The sequence below is a fragment of the Saprospiraceae bacterium genome (genome assembly GCA_016709995.1).
GTDB lineage: Bacteria > Bacteroidota > Bacteroidia > Chitinophagales > Saprospiraceae > JADJLQ01.
Window position 1 is genome coordinate 2,368,507 of the sequence record JADJLQ010000001.1, and the last position, 14,921, is coordinate 2,383,427.

Annotated in this window: 10 protein-coding genes; 9 read left to right on the plus strand and 1 reads right to left on the minus strand. The window is 42.8% G+C overall.

Features of this window, described 5'->3' with window-relative positions; genetic code table 11:
* Positions 1-165: 165 nt before the first annotated feature.
* From IPJ09_10025 to IPJ09_10065, 9 genes are all read left to right on the plus strand, one after another.
* A complete protein-coding gene (locus IPJ09_10025) occupies positions 166-1,794 on the plus strand; it encodes an aminotransferase class V-fold PLP-dependent enzyme (protein ID MBK7371760.1) in 1,629 nt (542 codons plus the stop codon).
* Positions 1,795-1,890: 96 nt separating this feature from the next.
* A complete protein-coding gene (locus IPJ09_10030) occupies positions 1,891-3,150 on the plus strand; it encodes an amidohydrolase/deacetylase family metallohydrolase (protein ID MBK7371761.1) in 1,260 nt (419 codons plus the stop codon).
* A 41-nt stretch (positions 3,151-3,191) separates the two neighbouring features.
* On the plus strand, positions 3,192-4,418 hold the full coding sequence (locus IPJ09_10035) for an amidohydrolase/deacetylase family metallohydrolase (protein ID MBK7371762.1): 1,227 nt from the start codon (positions 3,192-3,194) through the stop codon (positions 4,416-4,418).
* A gap of 28 nt (positions 4,419-4,446) precedes the next feature.
* Positions 4,447-6,213, plus strand: a complete 1,767-nt coding sequence (locus tag IPJ09_10040; protein MBK7371763.1) for a PQQ-dependent sugar dehydrogenase — start codon at positions 4,447-4,449, stop codon at positions 6,211-6,213.
* 777 nt (positions 6,214-6,990) lie between these two features.
* Positions 6,991-8,079 carry a Gfo/Idh/MocA family oxidoreductase gene (locus tag IPJ09_10045; protein MBK7371764.1) on the plus strand — a complete coding sequence of 363 codons (1,089 nt, stop codon included), beginning with the start codon at positions 6,991-6,993 and terminating at the stop codon, positions 8,077-8,079.
* Positions 8,080-8,259: 180 nt separating this feature from the next.
* Entirely contained in the window at positions 8,260-8,652 is a 393-nt protein-coding gene (locus tag IPJ09_10050; protein MBK7371765.1) for a hypothetical protein, read from the plus strand.
* 155 nt (positions 8,653-8,807) lie between these two features.
* Positions 8,808-10,691 (plus strand): CocE/NonD family hydrolase, encoded by a 1,884-nt coding sequence (locus IPJ09_10055; protein MBK7371766.1) that lies wholly within the window; start codon positions 8,808-8,810, stop codon positions 10,689-10,691.
* A 144-nt stretch (positions 10,692-10,835) separates the two neighbouring features.
* A complete protein-coding gene (locus tag IPJ09_10060; protein ID MBK7371767.1) occupies positions 10,836-11,180 on the plus strand; it encodes a type II toxin-antitoxin system RelE/ParE family toxin in 345 nt (114 codons plus the stop codon).
* Positions 11,158-11,460, plus strand: coding sequence for a helix-turn-helix transcriptional regulator (locus IPJ09_10065; GenBank protein ID MBK7371768.1), 303 nt, complete (start codon positions 11,158-11,160; stop codon positions 11,458-11,460). Before IPJ09_10060 ends, IPJ09_10065 begins: the two co-directional genes overlap by 23 nt.
* A gap of 233 nt (positions 11,461-11,693) precedes the next feature.
* Here the strand turns inward: IPJ09_10065 and IPJ09_10070 are convergent, their stop codons facing one another.
* Positions 11,694-14,579, minus strand: a complete 2,886-nt coding sequence (locus IPJ09_10070; GenBank protein ID MBK7371769.1) for an FAD-binding protein — start codon at positions 14,577-14,579, stop codon at positions 11,694-11,696.
* Positions 14,580-14,921: the final 342 nt, after the last annotated feature.

A 14,921-nucleotide genomic window follows, 5' to 3' on the forward strand; every position in this document is an offset into this window, starting at 1 on the left:
TGAGTCGAAAAAAGACTAAAACTAATACATTAAATTTTTTAAACTAGATTTTACTAAATCGTTTTACTTCACCACAATGGCGCTTTATAGTCAGATTAATGCCTGTGAAGGCTATAAATAATTTATCTTTAGCAGACTACTACATCATTTTAACTCAATCGAATTATGAAACGACGAGATCTAATTAAAAACCTGGGTGCACTGCCTCTGGCTGGAGCCTTTCTACCCCTCAATACCCCAGGCGCTATCATCGACCGTATCCTGGAGCGGGAGGCCGGACCATTGTCTCTTGGGCCCAATATCTATGAATCCATAGGCGTAGACCCAATCATCAACTGCAGAGGCACGTTCACCATTATCGGAGGCTCAATCGAAAGACCAGAAGTCGTGGCTGCCATGAAAGCTGCCTCCGGTCAGTTTGTTCAATATGACGAGCTCGCTTTTGGCATTGGCAAAAGATTGGCGGAGATCACCGGTGCTGAATGGGGCATGGTATCTTCGGGTTGTGCAGCCGGGCTCAAGCATGTCACAGCAGCGTGTGTAACCGGGGGAAACCCTGAAAAACTCATTCGAATTCCTGACCTGACGGGAATTGAAAAAAATGAAGTGATCGTACCAGCCCATTCCAGGAATGTGTATGATCATGCCTTGCGAAATATTGGGGTAAAGCTGATCACCGTAGAAACTGCAGAAGAAATGTCCAAAGCGATCACTGATCATACTGCCATGATCTACCTCATGACCAATGACGCCTCAGCTACCGGCCAGCCTTTCTCGTTAGAAGTTATTGTCGAACTCGCCAGACCCAAAAATATACCTGTACTCATCGACGCTGCCGCGGAAGTATTGACCATCCCCAATACCCATTTAAAGCGCGGAGCTTCTGTAGTGGCTTATAGTGGTGGCAAAGCTATCTGTGGCCCACAATGTGCCGGACTATTATTGGGACAAAAGGATATATTAATGTCTGCCTGGCAGGCTAGTGCACCCCATCATGGTCCCGGCCGGGATGACAAGGTGGGAAAAGAAGAAATGTTGGGTATGCTGGCTGCGGTCGAGGCCTGGACTACCAGAGATCATGCTGCGGAATGGAAGACCTGGCTGTCCTATCTCAATACAATCTCTACTCAGGTATCCAAAATCGCAGGAATCAAAACATCCGTCTACGAACCAGAAGGTCTCGATAATAAATCCCCTGTATTGACCATATCCTGGGATCCCAACCAGCTCAATATCACCGGCGAAGAGGTCGCTGAAGAATTTGCAAGGAATAAACCCAGGGTTGCGATAGGTGGCAACACCGGAGCCGATGGACAGACCCATATCAGCATTACTACCGGGCAGATGCAACCAGGCAATGATAAAGTCGTGGCAGATAGAATCTACAACTTTCTCACTCAAAAGCGAAGTCCAAAAACTACAACGATGAGCCCGGCTTCCGTCAAGATCGGAGGACAATGGGATGTGACAGTGCAGTTCTTTAGTAGCAATAGTCAGCACAAACTTTACCTGGAGCAAGAGGGCAACTGGATACAGGGCATGCATACTTCTGATTATGAAACCCAGGAAGTGATGGGCATGGTCGAAGGAAATCAGTTCAAACTCAGGTCCCATCTCAGAAAACCAGGTGATCAAATCACTTATTTATTCTCCGGTACAATGGCCGGCGATAAATTGTCCGGGTCCATTTACCTTGGTGAATATCAAACTGCCAAATTCACAGCCCAAAAGTCTGCATTCAAAATGGCACGCAAGAAAGTCGTGATCCCAGGTGGACCGCCACTGGCTACGTAGGTCCTTTTTTATTAAACGAGCATAGCTTTAGTAAGGCAGTGAGATCTCCTCCTGATTTTTACTGTCAGCGTAAAGCATTTAAATCAAACTGATATTATGAAGAAGAGCGGTTTTAAGCATATAAAGTCACTGGTTTTTTTGTTCATTTTTGTTCTGAGCAACACCAATGCTCAGGAAATCGACCTCTTACTCAAAGGCGGCCATGTCATTGACCCAAAAAATAATATTGACGCGATCCTCGATGTAGCCATCTCAAATAATAAAATCTACCTGGTAGCAAAAGATATCGCCGCTGATAAAGCCAAAAAAGTAGTGAATGTCGCAGGTCTTTATGTCACTCCCGGGCTGATAGATATGCACGTGCATGTATTTCTGGGTAATGACCTGGATGCCTATATAGCCAATGGTCCTACCAGTGTAATGCCTGACGGCTTCACCTTCAGGGCTGGAGTGACTACTGTCGTGGATGCAGGTTCTTCAGGATGGAGGAATTTTCCATTGTTTAAAAAACAGACTATCGATAAAGCACAGACCCGGGTACTCGCCTTATTGAATATAGTCGGCCATGGAATGGTGAGTCGGTTTCAGGAGCAAGACCTCACCGATATGAGTCCGCAGATGACAGCGGATATGATCAACAAATTGTATTCTGATTTCTTGGTGGGTATCAAATCAGCACACTTTTGGGGAGAGTTTGAGCAGGTAGATCGTGCAGTAGAAGCAGGCAATCTGGCCAAAGTACCAGTCATGGTGGATTTTGGGGAACATGATCCGCCAAATTCCATTGAGGCTCTATTTATGAAGCACCTTAGACCTGGTGATATGTTTACGCACACCTACTCTTATGGGCCCAAACAGCGACAAACCGTGGTGGATGAAAATGGCAAGGTAAAACCATTTGTATTTGAAGCGCAAAAGCGGGGTATCATCTTTGATGTAGGTCATGGTGGAGGGGCTTTTTCATGGAGACAGGCCGTACCAGCCATACAACAAGGTTTCAAACCAAATGTGATCAGTTCGGATCTGCATACTCAAAGCATGAACGGAGGCATGAAAGACTTTACCAATCTGATGTCTAAGTTTATGGCCATGGGTATGACCCTCCATGAAGTCATTCAGCGCACTACTGTGGCTCCTGCCGAAGCCATTCATCGAAGTGACTTGGGTCATCTCAGCGTAGGATCTGAAGCAGATGTAACGGTATTGAATTTAAAGTCTGGAAGTTTTGGCTATACTGATGTACGAGAAACGAAACTAATGGGGTCAAAAAAATTAGAAGCTGAACTGACTATCCGGGCCGGCAAAATAGTTTGGGATCTGAATGGGATAAGCATGAAGGGATGGGATGCAAAATGAATAAGCCACATCACATATCTTGGCATGGTTACTTAAAGTTGATGAAAAAAAGCTGTTGCCTTTTTATATTCTACTTAATTTTTATTACTTATTCATCTTCACAAAACATAGATATCCTAATAAAAAATGGACTCCTCATCGACCCCGCCAATAATATCCATGCAATAAAAGATATCGCTGTTCATGAAGGCAAAATATTAAAAGTAGGTACTGACTTCACTTTATTCAAGGCTAAGAAAACGATCGACGCCAAAGGACTGATCGTCTGTCCTGGATTCATAGATTTGCATACCCATGTGTTCGTAGGTAGCAAGCCCGATGTATTCGCCGATGGCATTTATAGTTTATCACCGGACGATATTACACTCAAAGCCGGCGTGACTACTGTCGTCGATGCAGGTACTTCCGGCTGGCGCAATTTTCCGCAATTCAAACAACAGGTCATCGATCAATCCAAAACAAGGATCCTGGCCTGGCTCAATATCTCCGGCAACGGCATGAGTGCTAAAGACAGCGAAACAGATATCAATGACATCGATCCAGACAATGCCTACGCAACGAGACAAAAATATAAAGACATTATAGTTGGCATTAAAATAGGCCATTACCCTGGCAAAGATTGGACACCTTTTGATCATGCACTGACTGCTTGTAATAAATCCGATATTCCCTTATTCGTAGAATGTCATTTACCCAACTATACTTTAGAAGAACAGTTGGATCATATGAGACCAGGTGACATCATCACCCATACTTATGAAAATATCACCGAACGAATGCCTGTAATAGACTCCAATGGAATGCTGCAGCCATTTATAAAATCCGCCATACAAAAAGGGATACTTTTTGATGTAGGACATGGAGGGGCAGGATTTTGGTTTAATCAAGCCATACCTGCTCTCCGGCAAGGATTGTCGCCAAATTCTTTCGGTACCGATCTGCATCGGTTCAGTATGAATGCCGGTATGAAGGACATGCTCAATGTGATGTCAAAATACCTGGCTATGGGCATGAGTATAGAGGACATCATATTAAAAGCCACCTGGGCTCCTGCTCAGGCGATCAAAAGGAAAGATCTTGGTACTTTGGCAGAAGGCAGTGTCGCAGACATAGCTATCATCCGAATCCGAAAAGGGAACTACGGTTTTATCGATGCGAGTGGGGCCAGGATCAAAGGCAAAAAAAAATTGGAAGTCGAGATGACGATCCGTGATGGCAAAATAGTATGGGATCTGAATGGATTGGCAGCAACACCGTATGTGAAATAAATCATCATCTTTTGAAAAAAAATCTTGAATGAAAAAACTAATTTATCTCTCACCATTGACACTACTCATCGCTTTGTGGATATGGTCTGGTTGTCAATCCAAACCAATGCCAATACCATCAGGCGATCCTAACAATGCAGGATTGTTTCTGCCCGATGGTTTTGAAGCTTTGGCAGTGGTCGATAGCATAGGAAGAACCAGGCATATCGCTGTCAATGATCACGGCGATATCTATGTCAAACTGACTTATAATGACGCAATGAAAGGAAGTGGCGGCACCGTCGGGCTCCGGGACCTTGATGGAGATGGCAAAGCGGATTCTATCGTTTATTTTGGTGATTATAAAGATGAAGGCAGCCTGGCCGTAGGGGTGCAGATACATGATGACTACCTCTATACTACCACGGTCAAATATGTCTTAAGAAATAAATTGAAGCGGGGCGAACTGATCCCAACCAGTCCAACCGAAATCATACTCACTGATACGGATACCAATGTGGTCAGAAACTGGCATACCACCAAACCACTTGCTTTTGACGATCAGGGCCATATGTTCGTCCCGTTTGGTGCACCCAATGACGCCTGCCAGGATATGAAAGTTTATGGTCCGACAGGCACCTTACATGGCAAAGGATTAGACCCATGCCCGGTGCTTGAAACCCATGCCGGTATCTGGCGTTTTGATGCCAACAAAAAAGGACTGACGATCAAAGACGGATATCGGTTTGCCACAGGCCTGCGCAGTGTGGTCGGCATGACATGGAATCCCGGGGATAAAAGCGTGTATGCCGTCGTCAATGGAATAGATAATTTTCAAACTTTGTACCCCGAACTCTACACCGGGTGGCAAGCGGCTTTGCTTCCATCTGAGATCATGGCCAAAGTGCAGGATGGTGATAATTATGGCTGGCCCTATGCGTATTATGATCAGCTCCAGGGTAAAAATGTGTTGCAACCCGGGTATGGAGGTGATGGCAAAATCATAGGCCGGGCCAGTGAATTTACCAATCCTGTGTTCGGTTTCCCCGGGCATTGGGCTCCGATGGATATTTTGTTTTATCAAGGAAATCATCTGCCGGAACGCTATAAAAAAGGTGCTTTTGTAGCTTTTCACGGATCTACAGACCGGTCGCCATATCCCCAGGCTGGATATATTGTATGTTTTATCCCTTTTGAAAATGGAAAACCAACCGGTGCTTGGGAAGTCTTCGCGGATGGGTTTACCCAGGTAGATACCGTGGTCAATACCAGCGAAGCCAGGTTTCGCCCGATGGGTCTTGCCGAAGGACCCGATGGCTCCTTATACATCAGCGAATCGAATAAAGGCAAGATATGGCGGGTGATGTATCCCGGAGATAAAACCAAATTTACCGATCAACAACTTGTGGCCATGGAAGCGCGTAAGTCCCGCTCTTATATCAAAACTCCCGACGAAGTCAATGACAATCTGCAACGCGGCGATCGACTCAAAGGGAGTATCCTGTATCAAACTTATTGCAAAAGCTGTCATCAGCAAGACGGCAAAGGTGATAATAATCGATATCCTCCGCTGGCAGAGTCAGAATGGGTCAAAGGAGATGTGGATCAATTAATCGATATCGTATTAAATGGTAGGCAGGGACCGATCAAAGTTAATGATAAAACTTATCAGGGTATCATGCCGAAGAACGATCTGCTGGATGATCATGCGATCGCTTCCATCATCACGTATATCCGGGCTGGGTTTAAAAATCGGATGCCCGGGGTGGATGCAAAAGATGTGGCTAGAGTAAGGAGGCAGCTTAATAAAAAGTAAATAAAGGTTGAGTTAAGATGAGATTTACGGACAGAGCTACCGTGAGGCCCTTTATATCAAAACTCCTGTCAAGGTAATAATCTCGCATTTTCTTGATGAGGCTATTTTCAGCCTAAAGGCTTAGTTGTTTACCAAATTATTGAATGAATATTTAGTTGATGGAATCCTATCTGAAACAGAACAGAACCACTTGAATGATTTAGCAATTGAATACAATATTAAATTAGGAAAAAACACAGGCTGTAGAGTTTAAAAAAACAATTTCTGATAAAATAATTACTGAGGATGAAAAATTAACATTAGAGCTATTAATGGATTATTTTCAATTGGCCTGACAAATGAATTTGATCAAGGATCATTTAATAAATTTATACATATGGACAATAGAAAAGGATATTGCCCATTGTGGATTCAATAAAATTAAAAATTGTATTAAAAATGAACTGTATTTTTTAGTCGATTGCAGTCTAAGAAAATACACGGGTGATTAGGAAAGGGTATTAGGGTCTTGGTCAATAAAAAAACAGGAAAGGTTCTAATTTAGCGAAGTAATGCAAAAAATTTACTGAGTTAAATGAGGAAAATGGATTCTTCTTGATCACTAACCAAGTTTAAAATCTCATTTCAAAAATTTGGCCTTTCTAAAGTTTTATACTGTTTATAAGCACTAACTTTACAAAAACGTGAAACCCTAACATTCTGGATAAATCATATGACCCTTGCTTGTTTTCTAAATCAAAACAAAAAAATTTATAAATAAAAACTAAATTTTTAAATATGTCTCAACAAAATAATCCTCTCCGCATCCTCGTCGTCGGTTGCGGCAATATGGGCGCTTCCCACGCCACCGCTTATCATACTATGGACGGTTTTGAAATCTGTGGTTTAGTATCTACCGGTGACAGTAAAAAAGTGCTGAATGAAAAACTAGGTGGTGAATACCCGCTGTATGATGATTTTGAGTACGCGATGGCAGCGACCAAACCTGAGGCAGTCTGTATCTCCACTTACCCTGACACCCATGAATCCTTTGCCATCAAAGCATTTGAGCAAGGCTGCCATGTCTTTATCGAAAAACCACTCGCTGATACCGTGGCCGGATCAGAGCGGGTGATGCAAGCCGCCATCAAAGCAGATAAAAAATTAGTGATCGGCTATATCCTGCGACATCATCCTTCGTGGGAAAAATTTGTAGAGCTGGCACAGACTCTTGGCAAGCCCCTGGTCATGCGCATGAATCTCAATCAACAGAGCCATGGTTATATGTGGACCGTACATCACAATCTTATGAAAAGCCTGAGCCCCATCGTAGACTGCGGGGTGCATTATATCGATGTCATGTGCCAGATGACACGTAGCAAACCGGTATGGGTCAGTGCGATCGGAGCCAAACTAAGTGATGATATCCCGGCTTGGAATTATAATTATGGTCAGCTCCAGATACGATTTGAAGATGGTTCCGTCGGTTGGTATGAAGCGGGCTGGGGACCTATGATGAGTGAGACTGCATTTTTTATAAAAGATGTGATTGGTCCCAAAGGAAGTGTATCGATCGTCGCGCAAGAAGCCGGGGGCAAAGGCAAATCGGATTCCATTGATGCCCATACCAAAACCGAATCCTTACGCTTGCATCATGCAGATCAGGATGCATTCCATGAATTTACCAAAGAAGATGAATGGATCAATCTCCGTGACGAACCTGATCACCAGGAGCTCTGCAATAGGGAGCAACGATACTTTCTAAAAGCTATTGTGGGGAATCTGGATTTGACCGATCATATGCAGGATGCGGTGAATAGTTTGAGAGTAGCTTTTGCTTGTGATGAGTCGGTGAAGACAGGGGAGGTGGTGAGGCTTGGATCTTAGCATTCAAATAATATTTACACTATCTCCTTAGAATTAGAATAAGCTTGGGTCTATCCCTGAATTTTACAAGACTTTTACAGGATTTTACATCCATTTTACTCTTACACAGGTGGCAGATCTTACATTGCACCCATATTATCACAAATAAAATTAATCACAATGAATGCAACAACTTCTAAGATTTACTCCATTCTATTTTGGCTTTTCATATGCTCATCGGGTTATGCTCAGGCTGCTTTCTCCAATTGCAGCGCCGCATTCCTGGATAATAAAATGATCGTAGACACTTACAGTCCTTTTGGAGCATGTATCCTGGATCAAACCAGTAAAGGCACTTTAACTGTCTGCACGGCTGCATTATCCGATACTGAAAACAAAGCAGTGGATAAAATAAAATTTAAGATCGCCCTCAGGGATCAGCTGACTAAGACGCTCACCATGTATTCAGATGAGACTTTTACACAAATTAGTATCCAAAAAATTATGAGCAAAGTACAGCCAGGCGACCATGTGGTGTTGATCACCATGCAGTCCGAATATTCGTTGCCCCACAATGAGATTTTAGTCAAGTAGGTAGGAGGATTAGAATTCAACTATAAACTTGATCCTGCTTTTGAAATCTCATTTCCATCTAACGAGGCAATTTTGTTCATTCCACTTTCCTGATTTTCAAGCCTATCTGTACACCAAATTCACTAACTTGAGGCTATATTTTAAAAATTTTAGCTATGAAAAGATTGGTTGTCTTGTGGTCTGCCTTGTTGCTGACAGGATATATTTTTGCTCAATCCCTTTCACCGGAAGAATCCTACAAAAAGCTTCAGGAAGTGGCCATCATCGATCAGAAGGTCATGATGCCTATGCGGGATGGAATACGCTTAGCGACAGATATTTTTAGACCCAAAGGTGACCAGAAAGTTCCCATTATATTTTCCCGTACACCGTACAATTTCAATACCTGGGGGGATGGCGAGCAGAAACTCAATGCCTATGCCTCTGCCCTGGAAGCGGTCATGCGAGGATATGCCTATGTAGTTCAAAATGAAAGAGGACGATTTTTTTCAGAGGGCGAGTGGGACATCCTGGGCACACCCCTGACCGATGGTTATGACGCACTTACCTGGCTATCCACTCAATCATGGTCTAATGGAAAAATAGGACTTACCGGTTGCTCTTCCACAGCGGAGTGGCAAATGGCTGTGACTGCTATGGATCATCCTGCATTGGCCGCCAATATAACCCAGGCCTTTGGTGCTGGTGTAGGCCGAATAGGCAAATTTTATGAACAGGGTAATTGGTATCGGGGAGGTGCTCATCAACTCTTATTTACCTCCTGGTTATACGGCACGCAGCATGATATTATTCGACCTCAATTGCCTAAAAATGCCACCCAGGAAGACTTACTGCGAATTCAGCGATTTTATGATATGGCTCCGGAATACCCCAAAGTGGATTGGACCGATGCTTTTACTCATCTGCCTGTACAGGATATTATAAAAAACATTCATGGTCCGGTCAGTGTGTTTGAAGATTTGATTCGTCGTAAACCCAACGATCCTGCCTGGTACCAGGGTGGCTTATACCATGACAATATGCCGTATGAAAAACCAACTTTTTGGTTTGCGTCCTGGTACGATGTGTCTACCAGTCCCAACCTCGCGATGATCAATCATATCAAAAAAAATGCGAAAAAACCCGGCATAGCGGATAATCAATACCTCGTGATCGCTCCTGTTCTGCATTGTTCGTATAAAAGAGCCACAGAAAACACGATGGTAGGAGAGCGGAATGTTGGAGACGCCCGGTTAGATTATGATGCCTTGACTTACGGCTGGTTCGATTATTGGATGAAGGGAGAAAAGAATGATATCCTGACCAAAACGCCCAAAGTGCAATTTTACACTATGGGGTCCAATAAATGGCAAGCTTCAGATACCTGGCCACCCTCCGGATATACGACGACTACTTATTATCTGCATAGCAGTGGTAAAGCGAATTCTGTCTTCGGCGATGGAAAATTATCTCCCAACATGCCGGCGAATGAAAACCCAGATCAATTTTCTTACGATCCCAATTTTCCTGTGCCTAGCAATGGTGGCAACGTATGCTGTATGGGTAATGCCCTCAACGGAGGTGCTTACGATCAGCGACAAATGGAAGCAAGAAATGACATTTTGGTCTATACCTCCGATCCGCTGGTGCAAGGTGTAGAGGTGACTGGATCTATCGAAGCGACCGTATTTGTTTCCTCAGATGCTAAAGACACCGATATTACCTTAAAAGTCCTGGATGTATATCCTGATGGAAAAGCTTATAACCTGGATGAAACCATACAACGACTCCGTTACCGGGATGGCTATGATAAAGAGGTGATGATGGAAAAAGGGAAAGTATACAAGGTAGATTTAACGCCTATCTCCACTTCCAACTATTTTGCCCCCGGACATAGCATACGCATCGAAATTTCTTCCAGTAATTTTCCCCGATTTGATCGCAACTTAAATACCGGCGGAAATAATTATAACGAATACAAAGGGGTAATTGCAAAAAATACGATACATCATTCATCGGTATATTCGAGTCAGGTGAGGATGCCGGTGAAGAGATATTGACACTGTTTAGAGTAGTATATGTTAAAAGTGATTTTGAGCTGAAAGTATCTTCACGAGCAGATCAAACTTTGATGTTTATTTTCAATGTTTATGAAATAAAGTTGCACAATAGGACAACTCCATATATTTTTGCATCGTACCAGAATGGACAAATTTCGAACAGTTATATTATTTAAGGACTATTTTATTGAGTTCTTTAATAAGCAACGGCAGAAAGTAAAGGACAAAATCATCTGGACCTTTAAATTGATAGAAATCACTCAACAGATTCCTGTAGAATACTTCAAACATATTGAAGGAACTGATGGGCTTTACGAAATACGAATTATACAAGGAAGCGACACTTTTAGAGTATTTTGTTTTTTTGACCAGGGAAAAATTATTGTGTTGGCGAATGGATTTCAAAAAAAGACACAGAAGACACCAAAATCTGAAATCATAAAAGCACTCAAAATAAAACATGAATATGAAACAGAAGAAAAACATTAAGTCCCTCGATCAGTTTATCGAAGAGCAATACGGTAAAAAAGGGATTCCCAAACGAGAAAAGTTTGACAAAGGATTTGAATCTTTTAAACTTGGATATATGATTCAACAGGCACGTTTAGAAAAAGGAATGACTCAGGAAGAACTTGCAGAGAAATGTGGAACAAACAAAGGCTATATTTCCAAAATCGAAAACAATATCAAAGAAGTTCGAATTTCAACACTTCAAAAAATTGTTGAATTGGGATTAGGAGGTCATCTACAACTTTCAATCAAATTCTAAAAAACGCAGAAGATCAAAATCACTTATTACAGGTACTTTGCGTCAGGCAGGTTTTGCTACCTATTAATCGATAAATATATAAGTAAAATACCAATGTTTATTTTATTGATTATCAAATAATTACTTAATACATTAATAATCTTAGCATAATTTTGACCTTATCTTACAGTCTTTTCATCCCTGTTATCCAATTTTTCTCCTGCCCCCAAACTATAATGGTGAGCCCTATAGCCCTATTGCACTTTGATCACCTCCACCCAATGCTTTGCCTTCACTCCAGTAAAATGCTCGATCTGATGCCGGCAACTAAATCCATTGGCGACCAGGGTGGTACCATCCTTCATCGACTTGACGGCGGGTATCAGGATCTCCTCTCCGATCTTTTGAGATACCTCAAAATGTTCCTTTTCATAACCGAAAGAGCCTGCCATACCACAGCAGCCGGATGGGATCTCACTACAGGAAAATTTGCCATTTTCTAAAACAGTTTTCATCGAGCTGGTACCATACAACGCTTTCTGATGGCAATGACCATGGATCAATAGATTGCCAGCGATAGATTCAAACGATTTTTCAATATGACCTGCTTCGATTGCTTTGGTTATAAATACATCGATCATCATGACTTGATTTTTTAATTGCAGAGCCAGGGCCTCATCATCTATCAGGTCGGGCAGATCGTCATTTAAAGCAGAAGCACAACTGGGTTCGCACACGACGATCGACAAACCCTGATCCAAATATTTTCTCAGGCCATCCACAGTTTTCATGCCTTCTTTTTTAGCATCCCGGAGAAAGCCGTGAGAGATCTTAGGTCGTTGACAACAACCCACATTGGCAAGGATGACTTCGTAACCACAAGAATTGAGCAATTCGAGGGCGGAGATACCAATATTAGGCTCATGAAAATTGAGGTAGGTATCGGCAAACAAAACGACTTTTTTATCCACGCTTCTAAAATGATTGGCTTTTTTCTCAAACCACTTATAAAAAGGTTGGTGCGCATATTCCGGAAGGTTTTTGCGACGATCGAATCCAACCATTTTCTCCAGTAACATTTTGAACAAACTGGTTCTTTGCACTAAATTGATGATGCCCGCCAGCGAACCTGACATCCTGGAAGCCATCCTGGATGAATCGCGGATGAGCCGATCTCTAAAACTGATTCCATGTTCATCATAATAGAGCTGCGCTACATCCGACTTCATTTTGGCCATATCGACATTGGAGGGACACTCTGACTTACAAGCTTTACAGGAGATACATAGGTCCATCACTTCGTGCAGTCGTTTGCTGGATAGTCCCGCGTGATCTAATTGATTGGACATGGCCAGCCTCAAAGCATTGGCACGCCCCCTGGTCGAATGTTCCTCCTCACGGGTGGCTTTAAAACTGGGACACATGGTACCTCCCAAAATCTTTCTACACTCCCCTACCCCCGTACACATATGCACTGATTCACTAAAACTATTTTCTGATCGGTAATGAAAGGCGGTCTTCACTGCAGTGTCCTTATACTTAGTACCATATCGAAGATTTTGTTCGATAGCCTGGGTATCCACGATCTTACCCGGATTCATAATATTTTCAGGATCAAACCAGGTTTTGATCTCTCTGAATACATTATATATGGTAGTTCCAAAAAATCGTTCATTGTATGCACTGCGTACCAGGCCATCGCCATGCTCTCCCGACCAGGACCCGCCATATTTTACTACGAGGTCAAAGGTCTCGTCAGTGATATTTTTAAGGTTGATGATATCTTGTTCGTCTCGAAGGTCTAACAGTGGTTGCACATGGATCACGCCTACACTCGCGTGCGCATACATAGCGACTTCAGTATGGTGTTTAGCACATATCTTGAGCACTTGATCTATGTATTCGGGCAGGACTGGGATAGGTACAGCAGCGTCCTCAATAAAACTCAAAGCCTTTTTATCTCCCTTGAGTCCCAGCATCAGACCAAAGCCTTTTTTGCGTAACTCCCACACATCGTTGTATGATTTTCCGCCGGGAAACAAAGGATAGGCATAACCCCAACCAAGTCTTTTTAATTCTTCGATCATTTCCTGGGGCCTTTCGATCACCGACTGCTGGGTATCCCCATAAAACTCTACGATCAGGATAGCTGCCGGATCGCCTTCGATAAAGTGGCATAGATGTTTGGTGGTCAGGTTTTCAGCACTGAGATGAAGCACGGTGCGATCCAGTATTTCAACTGCAGAAGGCCTATACGGCAGCATAGGTTCTACCGCTTTAATCGCCTCTAATAATTCTGCAAAATGGACTACGACGACCGACTTGAATTTAGGCAGGGGTTCCAGGTTGATTTTTAGCTCCAGGGAGATGGCCAGGGTACCTTCGCTGCCAGTGATCAATTTGGCCAGATTCCAACGATCGGTGTATACAAATTCATCCAGATTGTACCCACCGACGCGACGCATCACTTTTGGAAACCGGGCCTTGATCTCGTCAGCATGAAGGTGAATGGCTTCTCTAAATTTTTTATAGATTTCACCTTCCCTGGATGGTTGATTGGCGATATGATCGTACTCCGCTTCGGTCTTTTCATTGAGAATCATTTCTGTACCATCAGCAAGCAGGACTTTGGCTTCCAGGATATGATCTACGGTTTTGCCATAGAGAATGCTCTTGGTGCCTGACGAATTGTTACCTACCATACCACCAACATTAGCCCGGCTGGAAGTCGCAGGATCCGGGGCATAATGCAATCCATAGCGGGCCATCTCCTCATTGAGTACATCCCGTACCAGTCCTGGTTGTACTTTTACCCATCTTTCACGTTCATTGAATTCAATGATTTTGTTCATATACTTAGAAAAATCAATGATGAGCGCCTCTCCCACAGTCTGTCCGGCCAGGCTGGTGCCGCCGCCACGGGGGAGGATTTTTAAATGATGGTCATTGGCGAACTTTACTGCTGCTTTTACATCTGCTTCGTCCATCGGAAGGACTATCGCCAGGGGCATCAATTGATAAAAACTGGCGTCAGTAGAGTACATACCCAGGGAATAGTCGTCGGTGAGTATTTCGCCTTTGATTTTGGACTGGAGTGAGGCAAAATCGTAGCTATGAGGATTGGTTTGTGTGGCTATCATTGTTTTCTTCAACTATAAGCTGAAAAGATATGAAAAATGTGATTAAGTGATTGTTATACTATTTATCTGAATTCTACCCATTTGACTTCTACCTAATCTCAACTTAAATATTCCAGGGATGAAGAAAATAGGTGGTACAAAATCTCAAAATGGTGTATTATTTTTATAGCTACAGCTTATCATGATAGCAAAAGTTCAAAAAAAAGGGAAATAGCTTTGTAATCAGCATTCCAAAAGCGTACTCAAATTATATTAATATTGAAAATGAATCATTGGTGGACATTTCAACAGTTAAAGGTAAGTTAGTGATTGGACCTTCAGAAAAACCAGATTATAAGCTGA

Coding starts and splice junctions, on each gene's coding strand:
- IPJ09_10065 (MBK7371768.1), top strand. CDS start 11,158: ATGAAACAGAAGAAAAACATTAAGTCCCTCGATCAGTTTATCGAAGAG.
- IPJ09_10035 (MBK7371762.1), top strand. CDS start 3,192: ATGAAAAAAAGCTGTTGCCTTTTTATATTCTACTTAATTTTTATTACT.
- IPJ09_10055 (MBK7371766.1), top strand. CDS start 8,808: ATGAAAAGATTGGTTGTCTTGTGGTCTGCCTTGTTGCTGACAGGATAT.
- IPJ09_10025 (MBK7371760.1), top strand. CDS start 166: ATGAAACGACGAGATCTAATTAAAAACCTGGGTGCACTGCCTCTGGCT.
- IPJ09_10070 (MBK7371769.1), bottom strand. CDS start 14,579: ATGATAGCCACACAAACCAATCCTCATAGCTACGATTTTGCCTCACTC.
- IPJ09_10060 (MBK7371767.1), top strand. CDS start 10,836: ATGGACAAATTTCGAACAGTTATATTATTTAAGGACTATTTTATTGAG.
- IPJ09_10045 (MBK7371764.1), top strand. CDS start 6,991: ATGTCTCAACAAAATAATCCTCTCCGCATCCTCGTCGTCGGTTGCGGC.
- IPJ09_10030 (MBK7371761.1), top strand. CDS start 1,891: ATGAAGAAGAGCGGTTTTAAGCATATAAAGTCACTGGTTTTTTTGTTC.
- IPJ09_10040 (MBK7371763.1), top strand. CDS start 4,447: ATGAAAAAACTAATTTATCTCTCACCATTGACACTACTCATCGCTTTG.